Here is a 23,361-nt window from a genome sequence, read left to right as displayed (position 1 = left end):
TCGGTGTGTGGCCCGATCACCTGTTCATCGAGCGGCGGCCGCCATCCGTTACGGGGCAATTGTGTTAATTGTCCAGTACGCCGTCCCGCCGGTCGCCCGACCGGCCGGACCGGTCGGCCGATCGTGCGGTCCCGGCGCGCGCCGGTCATGCGGCGTGCCGGCGGCCGATCATCCGGCTCCGGGCGCGGCCGAACGGTTCGTCCCACTGTCACCCAGGCGACCGAGAACCGCCGTGACCTGCGCACAGGCGCACGCTGACAGCAGCGTCGCACCGTTCGCGTGGAGGTGTCACCATGCCGGAACTGATCGTCTACCGGTCCAACGCCCTGATGTCCATCCGGTCGAGGTTCGACGCCACCAGGGACCTGGTGATGCCGGCGAACCTGGCGTACGCCGAGGCCATGGTCGGCATGTGGCACTCCGGACTCCCCCAGGTCAGCATCGTCGCGTCGACCGCGACCGACGCCCAGGTGTGGCCGGTCATGTCCGCCGTCGGCACCCGGATCCACGACACCTCCGACGACAACTGCCCGATCAACACCGGCTGGTCGTACGTCGGCGGCAACCACGGATACAACGTCGGCACCCAGATCGCCGTGACCAACCACGGCAAGACCACCGCCGACGTGGGGTCGCGGTGGACCGACGGCGTACGGATCTTCACCCTGCTCGCCGTCACCAGCCCCGGCAGCCTGCTGTTCGGCAACCCGTACACGGTGGTCGACGGCATCGCCCAGGGCATCCGGGTCCGGCCGGCGGCGCCACTGACCCACGTCGCCGGTGCCACCAACCGGACCACGGTCCCGGTCACCGCCGTCACCCCCGACGTCCAGATCCGGCCGGCCACCCACTCGCACACCGTCGCCGTCGAACTCGACGGTCGGCCGGTGCGCGACGGCCGCTCCACCGGTCAGAAACTGCAGATCCGCGAGTCGTACGTCATCCCCAGCTACCGGGGAATGATCGACACCGCGCAGGCGAACGTCGGCACCCCGATCGCCACCATCATGAACCGGATTCCGTCGCTGTGCCGCGTCCACAACGTCTACCGATGGGTGACCGGTGGCCTGGTGGTCAGCCAGACGGTGACCGCGCTGAGCCGGTTCACGCTCAACGCCGGGGTGACCCAGTGCGCGCCGTTGACCGCACCGGCCGGCGGCAACCGCCGGCAGTTCATGCCGAACGTCGGCTACACCGGCGGCCTGAGCTGGTCGGCCTGGGCCGCGATCGACACCCTCACCGCGCTCACCGACTTCACCCCGGCGACCCTGCGGGAGCCGGCGACGCCAGCGGCCAGCATGACCCAGTGGGCACTGAGCAGCGGCAACATCCAGCAGTGGGGCATCGCCGTCGGCCTGCTGCCGATCGACGACGGCCACCCCGGCGTCCGGTCGCGCCACACCACCGTGAAGGGCTGGTTCATCAGCTCCAGCCTGAAGAAGAACTACCCGCAGCTGGTCTGGGGGCGGACCATGGCGGCGGGCGAGTCGGTGACCGGTACGGCGTACCGCCGTTACCTGGCCCCGTACTCGGCGGCCACCGAGATCGTCGTCTCCGCCGGCGGTCGGGACTTCGTCATGATCGAGCGGGTCGGCACCGTCACCCAGGCCCGGATGGCGGTGCCGCAGCTGTACCACCGGCTGCTGGTGCCCGCCGGGCCGACGAACCTCGCCGTGGCCGACCGGGTCGCCGCCGACGGGGTCACCTACAGCGTGCCGGTCTCCCCCGGGTACGGGATGTGGCAGGCGGTCGGGCAGCCGGGCCGCGAGCCGCTGCCCGGGTCGACGGACACCGTCGGCAGCTACTTCCTGCCGCTGGCCGGTGCGACGCGCAGCACCGGCTGGGCCGGGGCCTTTCAACGGCTGCTGCTCTACCCGGTCCACCTGGCCGAGGCGACCCCGGTCGACCGGGTCTGCGTCGAGGTGACCGCCGCCGGCAGCGGGGTGCTGCGGCACGGGGTGTACGCCCACGACCCGGTGACCGGGCGACCCGCGCTGCGCAGCCCGATCGCCGATTTCGGCACCGTCGCCGTCGCCCCCGTCGGGGTCAGGGAGTCGGTGCTGGCCACCCCGGTGACGCTACCGGCCGGCTGGCACTGGTACGCCGTGGTGTGGCAGGCCAACGGGGTCACGCCGCCCGCGCTGCGGACCAGTGACGCCGGCAGCGCGACGACGCTGGCCCTGGGGACGGTCGCGGCGGCCATGTCCGGTGACCGGTACGGCTACGACATGGTCGGGGTGAGCGGCCCGCTCGGGCCGGTGACCCTCGCCGGCGTGCACCAGCACCCGCCGCCCCGGCTCGCCTACCGCCGGGCCTAGCCGTCCGGACGCAGCAGCACCACCGCCCTGGCTCAGCCGGTGCCGACCCGGTAGATCCGCTTCATCGCCTCGTGCTTGGCCGGCACCGGCAGATGCCCGATGCCCAGCGACTTGGCGCGCAGCCGTTCGAGGTACTCGTCGGTGGTGCGGATCGGCCGGGCCGGCACCCCGGCCGCCACCGTGTTGTCCGGGACGTCCCGGGTGACGACCGCGCCCGCGCCGATGACGCACCGGTTTCCGATGGTGACGCCGGCCAGGATCATCGCCCGCATCCCGATGTAGACGTCGTCGCCGATGGTGATCGGCGCCGTCCAGTCGAGGTCGGGATAATCCTTACGCAGGATCAACGTGCCGCCGTCGTGGGTGACGAACTGCACCTCGGAGGTGACGTACACGTTGTCGCCGATGGTGATCAGCCAGGGTTCCGAGCCGAACATCGCACGGTTGACGCCGTAGAACCGGACCCGGCCGGTGAGATTGACCCCGAGCGACCTGACGAACGCCTCTGGGTTCCGGGACGCCGCGAGGTGGTCCCGGACCCGCTGGATGAGCGGACGGATGCGACTGGGCACGTGCTGTCCTTACTCCCGGCGGGTGTGGCTGCGGCCGGCGGTCGGGTGGCCGGGCCCGAGCCGGTCCGGTCACGACAGACAACGATCCGCTCCCGCCGCCGGTCACGGCCGCCACCGCAGGGCAGGTCAGCGGCAGAACCGGCGGGCGTGATCGAGAACGTGCAGTTCCCGGGTCTGCCGGCGCCAGAGTCGGTACCGCCGGCCCGCCGCCTCCTTGGCCGCCGCCCGCTCACTGGCCGACCGGTCCGCCAACGAGTCCAGCACGGCCGCGACGGCGGATGCGGTCGCCGGGTCGACCACCGCCCCACCGGCGCTGGCGATCAGGTCGCTGAACGGGGTCTCGCCGGAACAGACGACCGGGCAGCCGGCGGCGAGACTCTCCAGGATCACGTGGCCGTAGTTCTCGCCGAGCGTGGGGAACAGGAAGGCGTCGTAGCCGCTGAAGGTCGTCAGGACCTCGTCTGCGGCGAGCTCGCCCAGGTAGCGGACCTTGACGTGGGTCGGCATCGCGGCGATCAGCTCGCGGCACCGCGCCCAGTACGCCTCGTCCTCCCGTGGTCCGTGGATGTCGAAGTGGACCGGTCGGCTCACGCGGGCGACGGCCGCCAACGCCGTGACGAGGTTCTTCATGGGAGAGATGCGACCGATGAAGACCAGCCGCAGCGGGCCGTCGTGCGGGGTCACCGGTGGCGGGTCGCGGTCCGGGACAGGGCACTCGTTGCCGTTGACCATCACCCGCGCCCACGGCAGCGCCGCCAGGATCTGCCGCTGTTCCCGCCAGCTGCACGCCTGCCACCGTACGTCGAGGCGGCGCAGCACCGGCGCCCATGCCGCCAGGAACAGCCGCTTCTTACGCCGCCTGATCGCCAGCGCCGCCGGGGCGAGCTCGCCGCGGGGAGCGAGCAGAATCGCCGGTACGCGCAGCAACCGCAGTGCCGCCGCCGCGATCGCGAGCACCGAGAACATCGACCAGAGACTGTTGACGTAGAGCAGGTCGACCGGGTGGGACCGCAGGTGACGCAGCAGCCTGATCCACTGGCGCGGGTTCGTCGGGTCCAGGTAGAACACCGACGACCGGGCGTCGCGGCGGACCAGGCGACCAGACAGACCCGGGTACGGCGCGGCGGCCCCCAGGTCCCGGTCCCGGGTGACCAGTGTGACGTCGATGTCGGCCGGGAGGGTGTCCAGGATGAACCGCAGTGAACGGATGGGCCCGCCGCCCCGGTAGCCGGGTTCGAACACCCCGGCCGTGGCGAGAATCCGCAAGGTGGTGACGGGGGCGGTGCCGTCGGCGGCGCGGGCGGTCGTCACGTCGTGCACGGTCGACTCACCTTCGGCTCGTCGGTCGGTTCGGCTGTCCACGACTGTGCCGGCACCGGTCAGCGCCGCAGCCCGGCCCACTCGTGGTGCCGCCGGACTGTCGACAGGATGAAGTCGACCACCCGTCGGGAGGTGTCCGGCACCTGGTAGTCCGCCGGGCAGGGCACGCCGTCGGCGGCGACCTGCCCGACCGTGGCCCGGACCGCTTCGACCACCCCGGCCGGGTCCAGGCCGGTCATGATGATGCCGCCGGCGTCCAACGCCTCCGGCCGCTCGATCGACTCGCGCAGGGTCACCGCCGGGAAGCCGAGGATCGCGGCCTCCTCGCTGATCGTGCCGCTGTCGGACAACGTGCAGTGGGCGGCCCGCTGCAGGCTCACGTAGTCGAACAGGCCGAACGGCTCATGGAAGGTGATCCGGTCGAGGCTGGTCGGGTCGCTCGCCAGCGCCTCCAACCGCTTACGGGTTCGCGGATGGGTGCTGACCAGCACCGGCAGCGCCCACTCGTCACGGACCGCCCGCAGGCAGTCGAGCAGCCGGTGCAGCCGGTCCGGCCGGTCCACGTTCTCCTCCCGGTGCGCGCTGACCACCACGTACCCACCGGGGGTCAGGCCGAGCTGGTCGAGCACCGTCGAGGCCGCGATGTCGGCCCGGTAGTGGTCCAGGACCTCGCGCATCGGCGAGCCGGTGTGCAGGATCCGGCGCGGGTGCAGGCCCTCGGCGGTCAGGTTGCGCCGGGCGTGCTCGCTGTAGACCAGGTTGAAGTCGCTGACATGGTCGACCAGCCGCCGGTTGGTCTCCTCGGGCACGTTGATGTCGAAGCAGCGGTTGCCCGCCTCCATGTGGTAGACGGGCACCCGCATCCGGCGGGCCATCAGGGCGGCGATGGCGCTGTTGGTGTCGCCCAGCACCAGCAGAGCGTCGGGCCGATGGTCGGCGATCGCCTCCTCGACGCCGACCAGCACCCCACCGAGCACCCGGCCCAGCGAGGTGGTGTCGACGCCGAGGGACCGGTCCGGCGGGCGTAGCCGCAGCTCGGTGAAGAAGACCTCGGACAGGAACGGATCCCAGTTCTGGCCGGTGTGCACCAGCACGTGCTCGACCGTACGGTCCAACCGGTCCATCACCCGGGACAGTCGGATGATCTCCGGCCGGGTGCCGACCACCGTCATCACGCGGGTCATCGCGCTCCTTCTCGCTGCCGTCCGTCGGGAGAACAGGTGCGGGCGGGCACCAGGTCGTCGACCTACGACGGCGCCCGTCTGATAAACGAGCTTTTGCCCGGAAAAGTTATGGTTCCCCGAGACGCGTCGTTCCGGGACCGGCCAGCTGCCCGCATCCGCACATCGCGAGGTCACGATCACCCGGATCTTGCCAACGAAACGCTTTAGGGTAGCCTCACCTAACATGATCGCGACCGCGTTGCACGGCGACGACCTGGTGCTCGGCTACCACCGCACCACCGTCGTCCACGGGGTGTCGGTCGCCATCCGCCCCGGCACGGTGACCGCCCTGATCGGCCCGAACGGCAGTGGCAAGTCCACCGTGCTGCGGTCGCTCGCCCGACTGCACCGGGCCGAATCCGGCCGGGTCCTGCTGCGCCACGACGACGGCGTCGAGCAGGACACCGCGCCACTGTCCGCCCGGGATTTCGCCCGCCGGGTCACCCTGCTGTCGCAGTCCCTGCCGCACCCGTCCGGCCTGCGGATCCGCGACGTCGTGGCGTTCGGACGACACCCGCACCGACGCCGGTTCGGTGCCCTCACCGAGGCCGACCACACCATGATCGACCACGCGATGCGGCTGACCGGAATCACCGCGATGGCGACACGGGCGATCGACCAGCTCTCCGGTGGCGAGTTGCAGCGGGTCTGGCTGGCCACCTGCCTGGCCCAGGACACCGGCGTCCTGCTGCTCGACGAACCGACCAACCATCTCGATCTGCGCTACCAGGTCGAGACCCTCGACCTGGTCCGCGACCTGGCGGACCAGCACACCACGGCGCTCGGCGTCGTCCTGCACGACCTGAACCAGGCGGCGAGCGTCGCCGACCAGGTCGTCCTGCTGCACCAGGGCCGGGTCCGGGCCGTCGGCACCGCCGCCGAGGTGCTGACCGCAGAGCACCTCGGCGAGGTCTACGGACTGCCGATCGACACCACGATGGACCCCGACACCGGCCTGGTACGGGTCGAGCCCCGGGGTAGGCACCACCACCGGCGCCGATAGGCGCCACCACTCACAGTGAGGATCTGATGAAAACCCGATCGATCACGGCTGCCCTCGCGGCCGCCGCGCTGGTTCCCACCCTGCTGGCCGGCTGCGGCACCAGCGACCCGCAGGCCACCACGGACCGTACGCCGCCGCCGACCGCCTCCGGTGAATGCGCCGACGACACCACGACGACCTCGACCGGGCCGGTCGAGGTCACCGACGTGCTCGGACGCACCGTCAGCCTGGACGCCCCGGCCGAACGGGTCGCCGTCCTGGAATGGCAGCAGATCGAGGACGTCCTCACCCTGTGCCGCACGCCGGTCGCGGTCGCCGACGCCGAGGGCTACCGCACCTGGGTCACCGCCGAGGAACTGCCCGACGGGGTCGCCGACGTCGGCGGCCGGGGCGAACCCAACCTGGACGCCCTGTTCGCCGCCAACCCCGATCTGGTGATCGTCGAAGCCACCACCGCCGACGACCCGATCATCACCCAGCTCGCCGAGTACGACGTCCCCGTGCTCGCCACCCGGGGCGCCGACACCGCCGACCCGGTCCAGAACATGCTGGACACGTTCACCCTGATCGCGGAGGCGCTCGGCCGTACCGAACGCGCCGACGTGGTCGTCGAGCAGTTCCAGGCGGGCCTCGATCAGGCGAAACAGGACGTCGCCGCCGCCGGGCCGTCGACCACCGAGTTCGTCTACTTCGACGGCTGGATCCAGGGTGGAAACGTCGCGCTGCGGCCGTTCGGTCAGGGCTCCCTGGTCGGCGAACTCGGCGAGGCGATCGGTCTGACCAACGCCTGGACCGGCGAGGTGGACCCGGCGTACGGTCTCGGGCAGACCGACGTCGAGGGGATCAGCACCGTCGGTGATGCCACCTTCTTCCACACCGGCACCACCGATCCGGCCAGCGACGTCATCGCCGAGCTGCAGAAGAACGAGATCTGGTCGTCGCTGCCCGCCGTCACGCAGGGTCGGGCCCACAGCTTCCCGCCCGGCATCTGGACCTTCGGCGGGCCGCGCTCGTCACAGCAGGTGCTGGACGCGTACGTCGACCTGCTGACCAACTGAGTTCCGTGCGCACCGACGGTCCACCGACGACGAGGACCCGCCCGGCACCGGGTACCGCCACCAGTTCCCCGGTGGCGGTACCCGGCCCGACCGGTCGGACCGTCCTCGGCGGGGTCGCCGCCCTGCTGTCACTCGCGCTCGCCCTGATCGTCGCGGCCGGCTGGCACCTCACTCAGGGCACCGCCGGTCTCGGCCCCGGCGAACTGCTCGGCGCGTTCGGCGACGACAGCGGACCGGCCCGCGACATCCTCGTCGGCTCCCGGCTGCCCCGGCTGGCCGCCGGGGTCGCCGTCGGTTTCGCCCTCGGCGTCGCCGGGGCGATGTTCCAGTCCCTGTCCCGCAACACGCTCGCTTCACCGGACACCCTCGCGGTCACCGGCGGCGCCTACTTCGCGGTCAGCGCCGTCGCGGCGTTCGGGCTCGCGGTGCCGCTGTGGGCCTCGGGCACCGTCGCCTTCGTCGGCGGATTGCTCGCCGCCGCCGCCGTGCTCGGCCTCGCCGGCGGCGCGGGCAGCTCGACCACCCGGCTCGTCCTGGCCGGTTCCGTGGTGGCGATGGCGTTGCAGGCGGCCACGGCCGCGCTGCTGATCAGCTTTCAGGAGGAGACCACCGGGTTGTTCGCCTGGGGCAGCGGGTCGCTGAGCCAACTCGGACTCACCACCTTCCAGTACGCCGCGCCGGTCGTGGCGGCGGCTACCGTCGGCGCGTTGCTGCTGGCCCGGCGGCTCGACGTGCTCGGCGTCGGGGACGACACCGCCGCCGCGCTCGGCGTACCGGTGCGATCGACCCGCGCGGCCGGCACCGTCCTCGCGGTCCTGCTGACCGCGGCGGCGGTGACCCTGGCCGGGCCGATCGGTTTCGTCGGGCTCTGCGCACCGGCGATCACCCGGCTGCTGGCGCGGGCCGTGCCGGCGCTGCATCGACACGCGGTCGGCATCCCGGCGGCCGGCCTCGTCGGGGCGCTGACCGTGGTCGGCGCGGACCTGGCGATCCGGGCCCTGCTCGGCGCCGACCGGGCCGGTCAGGTGCCGACCGGCGTCACCACCACCCTCGCCGGTGCCGTCGTACTCGTCCTGCTCGCCCGGCGGGTCCGCGACTCCGGGCCGACCCGGCAGCCGCCGGGCAGCGGGATGGGGCCACGTTCGCGGCGACGGTTCTGGCTCGTGCTGGCCGCCGTCGGCGTCGCCACCGGGGGTACGGCGCTGCTCGGGCTGCTCGCCGGCAACACCTGGCTGCTCACCGGCGACATCGCGCTGTGGGCGTCCGGTGAGGGACCACCGATGGTCCGGTTCGCCCTCGACGAACGGGCCCCCCGGGTGGCGGCCGCGCTCGTCGCCGGCGGTGCGTTGGCGCTGTCCGGCTGCCTGGTCCAGGCCACCTGTCGCAACCCGCTGGCCGAGCCGGGAATCCTCGGCATCACCGGTGGCGCCGGGCTGGCCGCCGTGATCGTCGTGACCGCTGCCGGCGGCGGTGGGACCACGACGCTGGCCGTGGCCGCGACCGTCGGCGCGCTGGCCGCCTTCGGCCTGGTCTATGCGATCGCCTGGCGGGGCGGGCTGCACACCGACCGGTTGGTCCTGGTGGGCATCGGTGTCTGGTACGCCACGACGGCCCTGACGACGTACCTGCTGGTGCGGTCGAACCCCTGGGACACCCCGAGGATCTACACCTGGTTGTCGGGCACCACGTACGGCCGCAGCTGGGCGCAGGTGGTGCCGGCGGTGATCGCCCTGCTGGTCGCCCTGCCGGTGGCGCTCGCCGCTCGCCGTGAACTCGACCTGCTCGCCCTCGACGAGGACACCCCCCGGCTCGTCGGTGTCGGTCTGGAGCGCCTGCGCCTGCTGGTGCTGGCCGTCGCCGCCGTCCTCGCCGCGATGAGCGTCACGGCGGTTGGAGTCGTCGGTTTCGTCGGCCTGGTCGCGCCGCACGCCGCACGGGCGCTGGTCGGCGGCCGGCACGCCCGGATCATCCCGGTGGCGGCCGGGCTCGGCGTGGTCGGGCTCGGGGTGGCCGACACCATCGGGCGTACCGTGCTGGCACCGGCCCAGTTGCCGGCCGGGCTGGTGGTGGCGCTGGTCGGCGCGCCGTACTTCATCTATCTGCTGGCCCGGTCCCGCGCCTGAGCCCGGTCCGGCGAGGCGCCGCCGAACAGTCGAGTCCACCATGCTCTTCTCTCCAGCGCCCGACTTTGCCCGACGTCACCGACAGAAGTAATGACCACACAGCAAGAGCTTCTGTCGAAGCTAATGAAAGTCTAGTGCGGTCAACCGAAAGACATAGACACATCGACATCAAGTCAGCTAAGGTCTGTCTCACCAGCGTGCGACGGCGGGGAAACCGACGGCGAGGCCCACTCGACCGAACACTCTGGAAGGGCCGGTCTTCGCGAGATCGTCCCGCCGGGGCCGTGGCACCCCCCGGGACAATGCGTATCCGATCGGCGCGGCGGCGCGCGCCAGCACCCTGACGTCGCCCACCCGCCCCTTCACCACGGCAGGCCAGGTCCCGCTACCGTCCACCCTCGTTCACCGGACCCTGGCCACCGCATGCCCTGATCCACTCATCGCACCGCACCCACGACGTCCTCTGTCATACCACAACGGACACTTGCGAAAGGTGTGCCGGCAATGTCAGCTGCCCACGCCAGGTACGGCGAACCCGATCGTCACATCCGACCACCGATCAGCGGCAGACGGGTTGGCACCGCGCTGGCCGCCCTCGTCGGCATGGTGCTCACCGCGACGCTGACCGCGCTACCGGTCAGCGCCCGACCCACCGACGGCGGACCCGCCCCGGCCCGCGACACCCAGGTACTCACCTGGACCGCCGGCAACGACGTCACCGCCTACACCGAGGCCCCGGCGACCGCGGTCCCCGGCCCGGCAACGCTGGTCTTCGAGAACAGCGCCGCGACCGGCAACACCAGCGGCATGCAGCACACCCTCACGTTCGAGACCGGCGACCCGACGTACAACCAGGACGTCGCCGTCAACATCCTGGCCGACCCCTTCGACACCAACGGTGGCCGGTGGAGCGTCGACGTGGTGCTGACCGCCGGCACCTACCGGTACTTCTGCGCCATCCCCGGGCACGGCCTGATGAACGGCATCCTGGTGGTCAGCGACGGCACCACCGAGGACACCACGCCGCCGACGGTGACCGCCGCGTTGTCCGGGCCGCGCGACGACGACGGCGCCTACCTCGGCGCCGCCACCGTCAGCCTGACCGCGACCGACAGTGGCTCCGGCGTCGACAGCATCGAGTACGCCATCGGTGACGGCGGGTTCCAACCGTACGACGCACCGGTCACCGTCAACGAACCCGGCCCACACACGGTGCGTTACCGGGCCACCGACGTCGCCGGCAACACCTCCGACCCCGGGTCGGTGACCTTCACGGTGGTCGCACCCCCGGATCCGGACACCACCGCGCCCACGGTGACCGCCACCGTGTCCGGCGCGCGCGACGACAACGGCGCGTACCTGGGTACGGCGACGGTCGTGCTGACCGCCGTCGACGACGACTCCGGTGTCGCCAGCGTCGAGTACGCCGTCGACGAGGGCCCGTACACCACCTACACGGCGCCGGTGACCGTCAGCCGCCCCGGAGATCACCTGGTGAGCTACAGGGCCACCGACGTCGCCGGCAACGTCTCCGACCCCGCGTCGGTCGCCTTCACCATCGTCACCGGCGGCGTCGATCCGCAGTGCCCGGTGCTCGACACCCGGGCGACGGTGTGGCTGGGCACGGTGAACAGCCGGGTGCCGAACCGGCAGGTCGTCACCGGCTGCACGGTCAACAACCTGATCGCCAGCGAACGGAACTGGCGCAACCACAACGAGTTCATGCAGCATGTCCGCGCGGTGGCGAAGGACCTGCTGGCGCGCGGCGTCATCAGCCCGGCCGAACGGGCGACACTGATCGAGGCGGCCACGGCGTCGGCGGTCGGCAAGTCCGACGCGCAGACCGGCTACCAGTCGATCCTCGGCCGGTCGGGTGCCTCCTTCGCCCAGTGGGAGCAGGTCGGGGCGGGCGGCTTCACCCGCAACGCCGACGGGTCGATCACCAGCAGGCCCGTCGACGGGCTCGGGCTGCTCTGGTTCCCGATCCGCGCCTACGGTGACTTCTCGCTGAAACTGCAGTGGCGCGACGACGCCCCGGGCGACGCCCGGGCCAACAGCGGCGTCTTCGTCCGCTTCCCCGCCGTGCACCAGCACCCGACCCAGCCCCGGCCGGAATGGGTGGCGATCGAGTACGGCCACGAGGTGCAGATCCTCGACGACCCGGCCGGCGATCGCTACAAGACCGGCTCGGTGTACGGCTTCGACGGCGTCGACCTCGACACCGCCGGCGTCACCGCGAAGGGCACCTGGAACGACTACGAGATCCGGGTCGTCGGGCAACACTACTCGATCTTCCGCAACGGCGAGCTGATCAACGACTTCGTCAACACGCCCGACCTCGTCTTCGACCCGCCTCGCGACGGCGACCCGGGCGGCGCGGGCCGCCACCGCGCCGACGGCTACCTCGGCCTGCAGGTGCACGGCGTCGACGACATCGTCAGCTTCCGCAACGTCCGCGTCGCCCCGCTGGCGCCGTGACCAGCGACCGGCGGGACGCTCCCGCCTGCCCCGACCCCCACCGGCTCTGCGAACAGGAACAGACGTTGAACCACAAGACAGACACCGGCACCGTCCCGGTCGGCGCACCGGCCACACCCACCGCCCGACTGCGCGCCGGCACCGGCCGGGCGCTGCTGGTCCTGGCCGTACTGGCCGCCACCTTCGCCAGCGCCGGCGCCGCGTACGCCGTACGCACCGAAGCCGTCGCCCAGGACGTGGCCGCGCCGGCGGGCGGCGCGGCACCTGACGGCTGCGTCGCGCCCGACCGCGAACTGCAGCTGTACGCGGTGGAGCTGCCCCGCGACCCGGTCACCAACCAGATCCGGCTGGGTTACGGCCTGACCCCGCAGACGGCCTCCTACCCGGGGCCGACGATGGAGATGATCGAGGGAGAGTGTCTCGCGATCACGCTGCACAACCAGGTGACCGCCGAGACCCTGGCCCAGCTACGGACCAACCCGGCGCATCCGCTGGGCGTGTCGCTGCACGTGCACGGGGTCAAGTACACCCAGGACTCCGATGGCACCGTGCACAGTGGCTCGTACGTGGCACCGGGCGAGTCCCGGACCTACACCTGGTACGCGAAACCGCGCAGCTCACGGACGGGATCTCCCGGCACCGCCGGCTACTGGTGGTACCACGACCACGTCGTCGGTGGACCGCACGGCACCCAGGGCCTCAGCTCGGGGCTCTTCGGCGGCCTGGTGGTCCGCCGCCAGGGCGACCCCCGACCGGACCGCACCTACGTCACCGCCTTCGGTGACCGGCAGTCGATCAACCTGCGGCGCGGCGCGGCTGCCGACGACTGCGACCTGGACGACCCGGTGCCCGGCCCGGCCTGCTTCGTCGCCCGGGTCGGCGAACGGGTCGAGTTCATCGTCATCGGCCTCGGCGACGACATGCACACCTGGCACGTCCACGGCCATTCCTGGGCCGACACCCGTACCGGCGTGGTGGCCGGCGACAACAAGGCCATCGTCGACTCGATCCCGGTGATCGACAACAAGACCCTCGGGCCGGGCGACTCGTTCGGCGTCACCATCGTCGCAGGTGACTCGGTCGGACCGGGCCACTGGATGCTGCACTGCCACATGCAGTTCCACTCCGATCTGGGCATGGCGACCACGCTGCACGTGCTCGACGAGAACGGACAGATGCCGCCCGGCGGCCACCACCACCGCCAGGTCCTGCACCCCGCCTCGACCGACGAGCAGACCGCCGACACCGGTGTGCCGGCCGACGCCGCGGCGGCGCACGCCGCGCACCGCTGACCCCTCCCCCACCCCGGCACACCCCGCCGGGCCGCCGTAAGGAGCAGGAATGGCCCACCGACGCCATTTCACCTTCCCCCGACTGCGCCACCGACCTGCCCGACCGGGCACCACCCGCCGGCGCCGCACCGCGCTGGCCGCGACCGTGACCCTGCTGGCCGGCCTGCTGACCGCCCCGGTCTCCGCCGCTCAGGCCTACACCGCGCCGCCGACCTGGGGTAACCGCGTGGTCAACGTACTGGTCTTCCACGGCCCCGAGGCCGAGCAGGACGATCCGGTGCGCCGCGCCACCAACGTCATCCGCCGGCTCGGCAACGAGCACGGGTTCTACGTGCACTCCGCCGACGATCCGGCGGTGTTCAACGCGGACAACCTGGCCCGCTACCGCAGCGTCGTGTTCCTGTCCGCGCACGGCGTCACCCTCGACAGCGCGCAGGAGGCGGCCCTGCAGGCGTACGTCAAAGGTGGTGGCGGGTTCGTCGGCGTCCACGACGCCGCGTACGCCCAGTCCGGGTCGGAGTGGTTCACCGGCCTGCTCGGCACCCGACCGGCCCCGACCCTGCCACCGGCGGAGACGGTTACCGAGGCGAGTGCCAGCGGCAACAACCCGCCGAACGAGACCGCCAGCCACGCCTTCGACCGCGCCACCGGCACCAAGTGGCTGACCCGCTCCCCGACCGGCTGGCTCGCCGGTGAGCTGGCCGAGCCGACCGTGGTCAACCGGTACGCGCTCACCTCGGCCAACGACTTCCCCGGCCGGGACCCACGGGACTGGACTCTGCAGGGATCCAACGACGGCGAGAACTGGACCGATCTGGACCGCCGGACCGGGCAGAGCTTCCCACAGCGGTTCCTCACCCGGCAGTTCGCGTTCGACAACACCGACCCCTACCGGCACTACCGGCTGAACATCACCGCGAACAGCGGCGAGCCGCTGACCCAGCTCGCCGAGCTCTGGCTGATCGGCGCCGACGCCGGTGCGGCGCCGGAGACCCAGGTCCAGCAGGCAGAGGTCGACGTCACCGACCGCAACCATCCGGCGACCCACGACCTGCCAATGAACTGGACCCGCGACGACCAGTGGATCAGCTGGGACCCGAACCCGGTCGGCCGGGTGCACGTCGTCGCCCAGGTCGACGAGGCCAGCTACGACGCGGGGCTCAGCGGCAACGGGCCGTTCCACCCGGTCGCCTGGTGTCACGACTACGACGGCGGTCGGTCCTTCTACACCGGCATGGGCCGTACGGAGGCCAGCTGGGCGCAGGACGAGCTGTTCCGCGACCACATCCTCGGCGCGATCAGCTGGACCGCCGGTACGGTCCGGGGCGACTGCCAGGCGACGATCGCCGCCAACTACCGGGTGGAACGGCTCACCGGCGCCAACCAGCAGGGTCAGATGGACCAGATCGGCGAGCCGCACGGGCTGACCATCGCCCCGGACGGCACCGTGTTCTATCTCGGCCGCGCCGCCTGCGCCACCGGCGCCGTCCCGGACTGGTCGAACCCGAACGTCGGCAAGGGCTGCGGCACCATCCACCAGTGGAACCCTCGGACCAAACAGGTCACGCTGCTCACCACGTTGGAGGTGATGGGCAACCGGGGCAGCGGCAGCGAACTGGTCAAGAGCGAGGAGGGTCTGCTGGGGATGACCCTGGATCCGGCGTTCACCGACAACGGCTGGTTCTACGTGTACTGGATGCCGCACGCCACGATCGACCGCGACAAACGGGTCGGCCGGCGGACCATCTCCCGGTTCACCTACGACCACGACACCGCCAGCATCGACCAGGCCACCCGCGTCGACCTGCTGGACTGGGAGACCCAGATCCACAGCTGCTGCCACGCGGGCGGCGGGATGACCTTCGACGACGCGGGCAACCTGTACGTCAGCACCGGCGACGCCAACTCCTCCGGCGGATCCAGCGGCTACTCCGGCAACAACTGGACCCAGGAGTACGCCGGGATCTCGTTCCAGGACGCCCGCCGGACCGCCGGCAACACGAACAGCCTCGACGGCAAGATCCTGCGGATCCGGCCGGAACCGGACGGCACGTACAGCATCCCGGAGGGCAACCTGTTCACCGGCGAGGAGGAAGGGGGCGGTAAGACCCGAACGGAGATCTACGTGATGGGAGTCCGCAACCCGTCGCGGATCGCCTGGGACCCGGTCAACGACTGGCTGACCGCCGCCTGGGTCGGCCCGGACGCCACCAACCCGGACCCCGAGCTGGGGCCGGCGAAGTACGAGCACGCCACGATCATCACGTCGGCCGGTAACCAGGGCTGGCCGTACTGCATGGGCAACCGCCAGCCGTACCGGGACCGCAGCAGCACCGACGCGTCGGTGCTGACCGGCTGGTACGACTGCGCCAACCCGCGCAACACCTCGCCGCGCAACACCGGCCTGGTGGAGCTGCCGCCGGTGCGTGACAGCATGATCTGGTACTCGCCGCAGGGCGGCGGGCCGGTCTTCCCGACCCGCACCGACGGCAGCGGACTACCGACGTACGTGCCCGGCGAGGAGACCTTCACCCGGCCGTACCTGCGCGGTGGCGGCCAGGCGGTGATGAACGGGCCGACGTACCACCGGTCACAGGTCGACACCGACAGCGGGGTGGCCTGGCCGGCGCACTGGGACGGCAAGTGGTTCATCGGCGATCAGTCCAACGCGGACAACCGAGTGGCGGTCACCGTGGACCCGGCGGTGGTGCCCGACCAGGGTGCCCCCGCCTACGCGGAGGATCTACGGAGGATCATTCCCGGTGGGAACGGCGGCACCCAGTTGCAGCACTGGATGGACGCCAAGTTCGGCCCGGACGGTGCGCTGTACCTGCTGGACTACGGCGGCGGCTTCTTCACCCTGCACAGCAACCAGAAGCTGATCCGGATCGTCTACGAGGGCGGCGCGCCGACCCCCGGTCCGGAGTACGCCTCGGCCCGGGTCCCGGACCCGAGCAACCCGCGGACGGTGGCCTTCTCCAGCCACCGGGCGGGTGGCGTCGCCTGGGAGTGGACCTTCGGCGAGGGCAACCGGGTCTCGAACCAGCCGCACCCGACGCACACCTACCGCGGTCACGGCAGATTCGAGGCGACGGTGAAGGTCACCTACGCCGACGGTGAGGTCGCCACGCACACCGTCGTGGTCGACACCGGCTGCGACGCCCCGGACGCCCGCCAGACGGTGTGGCTGCTCGACACCGACACCGGCGTACCGAACCGCGACGCTGCGGCCGGATGCACGGTCAACGACCTCATCGACGACGAACGGCAGTGGCCGAACCAGGGCTCGTTCATCAGCCACCTCGACGAGGTGCTGGCGCAGCTGGACGACGACGAGGTGCTCGACGCCGCCGAAATGGCGACGCTGCGGGCGGCCGGAGAAGCATCGCTGATCGGGCGGACGGCCGGATACCGGCCGCTGTTCGACGGCACCGGACACTCGTTGGCCGACTGGCGGCAGGCGCCCGGGGGCACGTTCCGGCTGCTGCCCGACGGTGGGATCAGCACCTCGGGTGGGCTGGGGATGCTCTGGTACGGGGCCGAGGAGTTCGCCGACTACTCGCTGCGGCTGCAGTTCAAGGACGTCTCACCCGGGGACGTCCGGGCCAACAGCGGGGTGTTCGTCCGGTTCCCCGACCCGACGGTGCCGGTCGACGACCGGCCGGCGGGCAGCTGCGGCACCGTCGGCTCGGCCCGCAGCTCGCAGGCCTGGGTGGCGATCTACTGCGGTCACGAGATCCAGCTCTACGACGGGACCGCCGGGGAGACGCAGAAGACCGGCTCGGTCTACAACTTCCAGCCCAACAACCTGGAGCAGGCACGACCGACGCCGAAGGACGAATGGAACGACTACGAGATCAGGGTCGTCGGCCAGCGCTACACGATCATCCGCAACGGGGTGACGATCAGCGAGTTCGACAACGTACCCGGCAAGCAGTCGTCGCGCGCCGGTGACCCGCCGACGGACCTGCGCCAGTTCGTCAGCGGCTTCGTCGGGCTGCAGAACCACGGTGGCAACGACGTGATGGAGTTCCGCAACGTGCGGCTGCGGACGCTCTGACCGGCGGCGCCGGGCACGGGCTCAGCGTCCGTGCCCGGCGCGCACTCCGTTCCGGGCGGCACAATCGTCTGGCAGTATTGCCACAGAGTGGCAACAACAGATCATGTGCACCAAGACCGGAGGAAGCTGCCCGATGGCCGTTTACACCCTGCCCGACATGCCCTACGACTACGGCGCGCTCGAACCGGCCATGTCCGGCGAGATCCTGGAACTGCACCACAGCAAGCACCACGCCGCGTACGTCAAGGGCAGCAACGACGCGCTCGACCAGCTCGCCGAGGCGCGGGAGAAGGGCGACTACACCACCCTGGTCGGCCTGGAGAAGACGTTCGCGTTCAACCTCTCCGGCCACGTCCTGCACTCGATCTTCTGGAACAACCTCTCCCCCGACGGCGGAGACCGCCCCGACGGCGAGTTGGCCGCCGCGATCGACGAGCACCTCGGCTCGTTCGAGGCGTTCGCCGGACAACTGTCGGCAGCCACCAAGGGCGTGCAGGGCTCCGGCTGGGGTGTCCTCGCCTGGGAGCCGCTCGGCCAGCGGCTCATCATCGAGCAGGTCTACGACCACCACGGCAACGTCGGGCAGGGCAGCACGCCGATCCTGGTCTTCGACGCCTGGGAGCACGCCTACTACCTGCAGTACCGCAACGTCCGCCCGGACTACGTCGACCGGCTCTGGAGCCTGGTGAACTGGGCCGACGTCGCCGCCCGGTTCGACGCCGCCCGCGCCACCAAGCCCGCGATCTGACGCGTGGACCCCGTGCCCAGTAGTGCCGAAGTGGTGCAACGGGCCGCCGGCGTCATCGCCGCGCACCGTCGCGGCGACACCGACGGTGCCGAGCAGCTGCTGGCGGCGTTCCCGACCGAACAGGCCAAGACCCTCGGCTTCTACCTGCTGGCCGACCTGGCGCTCGGTCTGGTCCGAGCCCAGACCGGGCAGAGCATGGACGATCTCGTGCAGGAGCTCTCCCTGCACCTGGCCAACGGTGCCGACCAGCCACCGACGCGAGGTTGACCACGGCAACCGTAACGGCGGACCACCGCCCCGGGTCGCAGTTGCGGACCCGGGGCGGGCAGCCGGGCCGTTGATCAGTCGGCCATGACGGCGGGCTCCGGCGCGGGGAACAGTCCGTCGAAGACCACACCCCGATCGAACGACATGGCGTACGCCCTGGCCCGCACTTCGCGGTCGAGCTTCTCGGCGGCGGACATCTCCAGCACGACCCGGTCCACCGTCTCGGCCAACGCGGCGATGTCACCGGCCTCGACGATGACGGCGGTGTCACCGACCGCCTCGCCGGTGCCACCGGTCAGGGTGGTCACGATCGGCCCGCCACCGGCGAGCGCCTTCTCCGCCAGGGCGATGCCGAAGGTCTCGACGAAGTCGGGCTCCGGCTTGGTCGGCAGGACGTACGCCGCACAGCCGGCCATCAACAGCGGCTTCTCGTCGTCGTCCACGTCGGTGAGGAACGTGATCCTGTCGTCCTCCTTGGACATTGCCTGGACGTGCTCCAGCGCTGGGCCGGTGCCGGCCACGACCAGCTCGACCTCGTCCCGGCAGCGCATCTGGCCGTACGCGATGACCAGGTCGTAGATCCCTTTGGCCCGTGCCACCCGGGACAGGAAGAGCAGGTAGCCGCCCCGCCGCAGCCCACGCCGGGCGAGCGCTTCGTCCACCGCCGCCGGGTCAAGGTCGAGGTACGCCGAGGTGTCGATCGGCGGGTAGCTCACCGTCACCCGCTCACGGCACTGATCGGCGAAGTTGGTGCCGCAGTGCGCGTCGACCTGCTCCGCCGACGCCACGATCTCGTCCCGGGTGTACTCCGACACGGCGACCAGCTCGTCGCTGGCCAGGAAGGTCGTGAACAGCACGGTGGCGGCACCGAACCGGCCCTCGCGCAGACAGGACGCGATCACGTTGGTGACGTCGGAGCCGACCGCTTTCGCGACGGTACGCACGTCCGTGGTGAACCCGGCGGCCCGTGCGGCCGTCACCGCGTCGTTGACCACGGTCGTGTGCGGCACGAGGTACATCGACAGACAGGTGGTGGGCACGCCGTCGGCGAGCAGTTCGACCAGGCGGCCGGTGAGCCCGGCGAGGTGCCTGCCGTCGGGCACCCGGTAGTCCCCGACCGGCTCCGGCCGTTCCACCGTGATCCCCGGGCTGTACGGCAGCAGCCGGTCCAGCGGCTTGAGCGGCAACCCGGCCGCCTGCAGCGTCGCGATCGGCCAGGTCAACAGTCGGACGTCGGTGAAGCCACGGGTCAGCGCGACCTCGGCGAGGTTACGTGCCTCGCCGGAATGGCCGCAGATCACCGGGTCGGCCCGGACCACGATGACGAGGCGGCGGGAGGGTCTGGTCAACGGGCATCCTCTACGGCGGGGTGGAACGTGGACAGCGACGGTGGGCGGCTCTCGCATCCCCAGCGCGACGGTTGCGGGCCGAGCCGCAGGTGCAGCCGGCCACCCCGGTGCACGTCGGCGGCGGTGAGGAAGGTGGTGTGCAGCGGCTCGCCGTTGAGGGTGGCCGACTGGACGTACTGCGGTGCCGGGTCGTGGTCCAGGCCGTCGGACCCGATCGGGGTCTCCCGGTGCCCGCTGGTCTCGACCACGAACTCCGCGTCGCCGACCCGCAGCGCGGCCCGGGCGAACGCGGGCGTGTTGACCAGGAACAGACTCTGTCCGGCGACCGGGAACAGCCCCAGCGAGGCCCACACGTACCAGGAGCTGAGCGCCCCGGAGTCGTCGTTGCCGGGCAGCCCTCCTGGTCCGGTGCCGAACTGCCAGGTCAGCGCCGCCTGGACGACCCGCGCGGTCCGATCGGGCCGGCCCGCGTAGTGGTACGCCCAGGGCGCTTCCATGTCCGGTTCGTTGTTGAGCCCTTCGAACCGGTTCAGCGCGTACCCGGCGGCCATCTCCGCCGGCGACGGTCGCCGGCCGGGCTGGGTCACCGGGTCCGCGCCGAAGCCGAAGAAGCGGTCGAGCTTGGCGACGAACGCGTCGTCACCGCCGGCGAGCGCGATCCGCGCGGCCATGTCGTGCAGCAGCCGGAACGAGTAGTTCCACTTGCCGCCTTCGTAGAACTCCGAGTCCCGCAGCAGCCCGGTGGCCGGGTCGAACGCGTTCACCCACTGCCGGCTGCGCCGTTCCAGGTCGTCGGCGAGCCGCCGGTCGTTGAGCGCCCGGGCGACCTTGGCGGTGCAGTGGTGGGCGTAGGCGAGATCGAGAGTGTGGGTGATCGGATGCACGAGGCCGTGCTCGAAGAAGTCCTCGCCGTAGAGCCGGCGCAGGTCGTCGACCATGTGCACCAGTGCCCAGTTCCAGTCCAGCCCGGGCGAACCGAGGGCGTGAGCGTCGGCCAGGGCGGTGTGCGCCAGCGCACTCGCCTGGCGGAAGAACCGGTCGGCGCCACGGGCCATCCGGTAGCCGATCGGGAAGTTGCCCTCCTCCTCGCACACCCGGATGAGCGACTCCAGCAGGTCGGTGGCCCGCTGCGGCACGATCGCGGCGAGCAGCGGCAGCTGCGTCTTGTAGATGTCCCACATCGTGCAGATGTCGAAGGCGTACGGCCCCGAGGTCGGCCAGAACGGGCTCTCGTCGTCGGCGAAGCAGGGTTTGATCAGGGAGTGGTAGACGGCGGTGGCCAGAACGGTGCGGCGGGCCGGCGTACCGCCGTCGACCTGGACGCGGTCCAGGTGCTCGGCCCACCGGGTCCGGGTCGCCACCCGGACCTGGTCGAAACCCGGCTGCGCCGGCCAGCATTCCTGCTCCAGGTTGCGCCGGGCCTGCTCACAGCCGCGCAGCGAGAAGCCGAGCCGCACCTCGACGGTCTGCCCGGCGGCGGCCGGTCCCATCATCAGCATCCCGAACGGCCGCAGCGTGGTGTGTCGGATGCTGTCGAAGTCCAGCCGGGTGCCGCCGTCGATGAGCCGCCGGTCGTACCAGAGCATCTGCCGCCAGCCGGGGCTGTCCACCTCCAGGTAGACCGACAGCGGCACGCCCTCCATCACCACGGTCGCCTGGGCCCGGCCGTGGCCCATGGCCTCGACCTGGGCTCGCAGCGGCACCGTGCGGCCCAGCTCGATGCCCAGACCGCCGCAGGACAGGTCGACCACCACCCGGGCGCTGCGGTGCGCGGGGAACGTGTACCGGTGCACGGCGACCTTCGCCCCGACGGTGATCTCGCAGCGCACCCCGGTGTCCAACGTCGCGGCGTAGTAGCCGGCCTCGGCGGTCTCGTCGTGCAGCGCCCAGGCCTGACCGAGCCCGTCCAGCGGCTCGATCATCGGAGTCACCCGGACGTAGTTGTAGTACTTGCGGATCGCCCCGGTGCCGGACTGCTGGAAGTGGGTGAACCCGGACGCCTGCAGCCGGTCGAACATCTCCTCGGGCACGCCCTCGGTGTTCTTCGAGTACCGGCCGTACCCGGTCGGGTAGGCACCGGAGTAGGCACAGGCCGACACCATGCCCAACGGCGAGGTCGCGCCCGGATGGGTGTTGCCCACCTGCGGCTTCGGCCACCACCACGTGGCGGCCGGACCGTACGACCGGGGCAGGTCGGTCGCTCCGGTACCGATGAACGGGTCGATGTCGTCGAGAATGACCGGACGCTACCAACGCGCCGGCCCCGACGGGTTTCCGCGAGATGAATTCCGGCTGGCCGGCGTCGCTGCTCGACCCGGCACGGGGCGGCGTGAGCACTCGGACCGCTGCGGCGCGCCAGCCGGCGCATGGTCGCAACGGCCGATATCGACTGCGACAATCGCGGCCATGGATGACAGTGAGCGCCAGCTGCACCGTGCCACGTCCGGGGCGGATTTCCTCGAATGGAACTTCTCACTGATGTCCGAGGACTCACCGTGGTCGGTGGAGCAGGGCATGACCCAGCTGCTCGCCCACGAGAACGCCGAGGGATTCGGCCCGCGGCTGTCCGACGCGGCGCAGGACGACGCGAGGATCATCCAGGAACTGGCGCGACGGGCGACCCCGACCGCGCTCGCGGCGCTGCGCGGCTTCGCCGCGATGAGTACGGTCGACACCCAACGTGACCTCGCCCGGCTGCACGCCGACCGGCTGGTCGCGCGCGGCCTGCCGGACCCGCCCTGGGTGTCGACCATCGGCCGGGTCCGGGTGGACGGCTGCTGGTGGGCACACGACCACTACGGCGAGGTCGCCGTGGTGGTCTGTGGCTTCTCCTACGACGGCGACGACGAGCACGGCATCATGGCGGTGATCGACCGGGCGATCGGCGGCGGGCGGTTTCGCGAACTCACCCTCAGTCTGCGGATCGACCCGCTGCGCAGGATCGTCGAGGAGGCGCACGGCACTCCCGACGGCCTGGTCAGTGAGCCGCTCGATCCGGCGGTGGCGCGTCGGCTGTTCGAGGACGCGATCGACACCACCGACGAATTGTCCGAGCGGCCGGAGTACGAACTGAGCCCACTGCCGGTGGCGTACCGGAAGATGCGGGCGCTGACCCTGGCCCGGGCCCGGCGGCTCAGCGCTGCCCCGGCCGCCAAGGAGCCCTTCCCCACCACCGTGGAGATCGAACTGCAGAAGCGGTCCTTCCTGGCCTCGCCGCAGGCGGCCGCACTACCGACGGGTGACGCGACGACCCGCGCGGTCGACCTGCTCGTCGACGAGTTCGTGGAGCAGGCCGCCTGCGACCCGTTGCGGTTGGGTCCACGGCAGGTCGTCGCGGTCCTGGGTCTGCCCGCGTTCGCGGAACGGGCCGGCGCCGACCCGGCCGTCGGCGAGCTGCTGCCGACCGTCGCGGCGGCCTGGATCGATTGGACAGCCGTGCAGCGTGGACTTCCCGAGGACGCCACGGATCGGCTCCGACAGGCCGCCGACCAGGCGGGTACGCAGCTACGCGCGGCGATAGCCGGCGGCACCGGACCCAGCTGACCAGCGA

General features: G+C 71.4%; 14 protein-coding genes and 1 pseudogene. 10 read left to right on the top strand and 5 right to left on the bottom strand.

All coding sequences use genetic code 11. The annotated features are described in order from the left end of the window. The first annotated feature begins 293 nt into the window (after positions 1 to 293). Complete coding sequence (locus ACN28F_RS30525; RefSeq protein WP_421360943.1) at positions 294 to 2,318, top strand: hypothetical protein; 2,025 nt, start codon at positions 294 to 296, stop codon at positions 2,316 to 2,318. Positions 2,319 to 2,350: 32 nt separating this feature from the next. On the opposite strand, the gene ACN28F_RS30520 is transcribed toward ACN28F_RS30525, so the two are convergent. The 3 genes from ACN28F_RS30520 to wecB form a co-directional block, all read right to left on the bottom strand. After that, entirely contained in the window at positions 2,351 to 2,890 is a 540-nt protein-coding gene (locus tag ACN28F_RS30520; RefSeq protein ID WP_289205891.1) for an acyltransferase, read from the bottom strand. A 126-nt stretch (positions 2,891 to 3,016) separates the two neighbouring features. After that, a complete protein-coding gene (locus ACN28F_RS30515) occupies positions 3,017 to 4,210 on the bottom strand; it encodes a glycosyltransferase family 4 protein (RefSeq protein ID WP_289205890.1) in 1,194 nt (397 codons plus the stop codon). A gap of 59 nt (positions 4,211 to 4,269) precedes the next feature. Continuing rightward, entirely contained in the window at positions 4,270 to 5,394 is a 1,125-nt protein-coding gene (gene wecB / locus ACN28F_RS30510) for a non-hydrolyzing UDP-N-acetylglucosamine 2-epimerase (protein ID WP_289205889.1), read from the bottom strand. A 223-nt stretch (positions 5,395 to 5,617) separates the two neighbouring features. Between wecB and ACN28F_RS30505 the strand changes: the two genes are divergently transcribed. From ACN28F_RS30505 to ACN28F_RS30470, 8 genes and pseudogenes are all read left to right on the top strand, one after another. Further along, positions 5,618 to 6,436, top strand: coding sequence for an ABC transporter ATP-binding protein (locus tag ACN28F_RS30505; protein ID WP_289205888.1), 819 nt, complete (start codon positions 5,618 to 5,620; stop codon positions 6,434 to 6,436). A 26-nt stretch (positions 6,437 to 6,462) separates the two neighbouring features. Continuing rightward, positions 6,463 to 7,494 carry an iron-siderophore ABC transporter substrate-binding protein gene (locus ACN28F_RS30500; RefSeq protein WP_289205887.1) on the top strand — a complete coding sequence of 344 codons (1,032 nt, stop codon included), beginning with the start codon at positions 6,463 to 6,465 and terminating at the stop codon, positions 7,492 to 7,494. A gap of 5 nt (positions 7,495 to 7,499) precedes the next feature. Next, positions 7,500 to 9,617, top strand: coding sequence for an iron ABC transporter permease (locus ACN28F_RS30495; RefSeq protein WP_289205886.1), 2,118 nt, complete (start codon positions 7,500 to 7,502; stop codon positions 9,615 to 9,617). Between the two features lie 1,011 nt (positions 9,618 to 10,628). Beyond that, a pseudogene (locus ACN28F_RS30490) lies at positions 10,629 to 12,095 on the top strand (OmpL47-type beta-barrel domain-containing protein); the annotation flags it as partial. Continuing rightward, positions 12,092 to 13,387 (top strand): multicopper oxidase domain-containing protein, encoded by a 1,296-nt coding sequence (locus ACN28F_RS30485; RefSeq protein WP_421360940.1) that lies wholly within the window; start codon positions 12,092 to 12,094, stop codon positions 13,385 to 13,387. The pseudogene ACN28F_RS30490 and the gene ACN28F_RS30485, both read left to right, overlap by 4 nt. A gap of 49 nt (positions 13,388 to 13,436) precedes the next feature. Further along, positions 13,437 to 17,447, top strand: coding sequence for a ThuA domain-containing protein (locus tag ACN28F_RS30480; protein WP_421360938.1), 4,011 nt, complete (start codon positions 13,437 to 13,439; stop codon positions 17,445 to 17,447). 133 nt (positions 17,448 to 17,580) lie between these two features. Further along, positions 17,581 to 18,195 (top strand): superoxide dismutase, encoded by a 615-nt coding sequence (locus tag ACN28F_RS30475; protein ID WP_289205882.1) that lies wholly within the window; start codon positions 17,581 to 17,583, stop codon positions 18,193 to 18,195. Positions 18,196 to 18,207: 12 nt separating this feature from the next. Further along, complete coding sequence (locus tag ACN28F_RS30470) at positions 18,208 to 18,462, top strand: superoxide dismutase (protein ID WP_289205881.1); 255 nt, start codon at positions 18,208 to 18,210, stop codon at positions 18,460 to 18,462. A gap of 74 nt (positions 18,463 to 18,536) precedes the next feature. Here ACN28F_RS30470 and ACN28F_RS30465 read toward each other — a convergent pair whose 3' ends face one another. After that, positions 18,537 to 19,811 (bottom strand): glycosyltransferase, encoded by a 1,275-nt coding sequence (locus ACN28F_RS30465; RefSeq protein WP_289205880.1) that lies wholly within the window; start codon positions 19,809 to 19,811, stop codon positions 18,537 to 18,539. Further along, complete coding sequence (locus ACN28F_RS30460; protein ID WP_289210950.1) at positions 19,808 to 22,024, bottom strand: glycoside hydrolase domain-containing protein; 2,217 nt, start codon at positions 22,022 to 22,024, stop codon at positions 19,808 to 19,810. Before ACN28F_RS30460 ends, ACN28F_RS30465 begins: the two co-directional genes overlap by 4 nt. Positions 22,025 to 22,217: 193 nt before the next feature. Between ACN28F_RS30460 and ACN28F_RS30455 the strand changes: the two genes are divergently transcribed. Beyond that, positions 22,218 to 23,354 carry a hypothetical protein gene (locus ACN28F_RS30455; RefSeq protein WP_289205879.1) on the top strand — a complete coding sequence of 379 codons (1,137 nt, stop codon included), beginning with the start codon at positions 22,218 to 22,220 and terminating at the stop codon, positions 23,352 to 23,354. The last annotated feature ends 7 nt before the right edge of the window (positions 23,355 to 23,361 follow it).

Source organism: Solwaraspora sp. WMMA2101 (genome assembly GCF_049179175.1).
Lineage (GTDB): Bacteria > Actinomycetota > Actinomycetes > Mycobacteriales > Micromonosporaceae > Micromonospora_E.
This window is presented reverse-complemented; position numbering and strand designations above follow the sequence as displayed.

Coding starts and splice junctions, on each gene's coding strand:
- ACN28F_RS30525 (WP_421360943.1), top strand. CDS start 294: ATGCCGGAACTGATCGTCTACCGGTCCAACGCCCTGATGTCCATCCGG.
- wecB (WP_289205889.1), bottom strand. CDS start 5,394: ATGACCCGCGTGATGACGGTGGTCGGCACCCGGCCGGAGATCATCCGA.
- ACN28F_RS30505 (WP_289205888.1), top strand. CDS start 5,618: ATGATCGCGACCGCGTTGCACGGCGACGACCTGGTGCTCGGCTACCAC.
- ACN28F_RS30500 (WP_289205887.1), top strand. CDS start 6,463: ATGAAAACCCGATCGATCACGGCTGCCCTCGCGGCCGCCGCGCTGGTT.
- ACN28F_RS30480 (WP_421360938.1), top strand. CDS start 13,437: ATGGCCCACCGACGCCATTTCACCTTCCCCCGACTGCGCCACCGACCT.
- ACN28F_RS30475 (WP_289205882.1), top strand. CDS start 17,581: ATGGCCGTTTACACCCTGCCCGACATGCCCTACGACTACGGCGCGCTC.
- ACN28F_RS30455 (WP_289205879.1), top strand. CDS start 22,218: ATGGATGACAGTGAGCGCCAGCTGCACCGTGCCACGTCCGGGGCGGAT.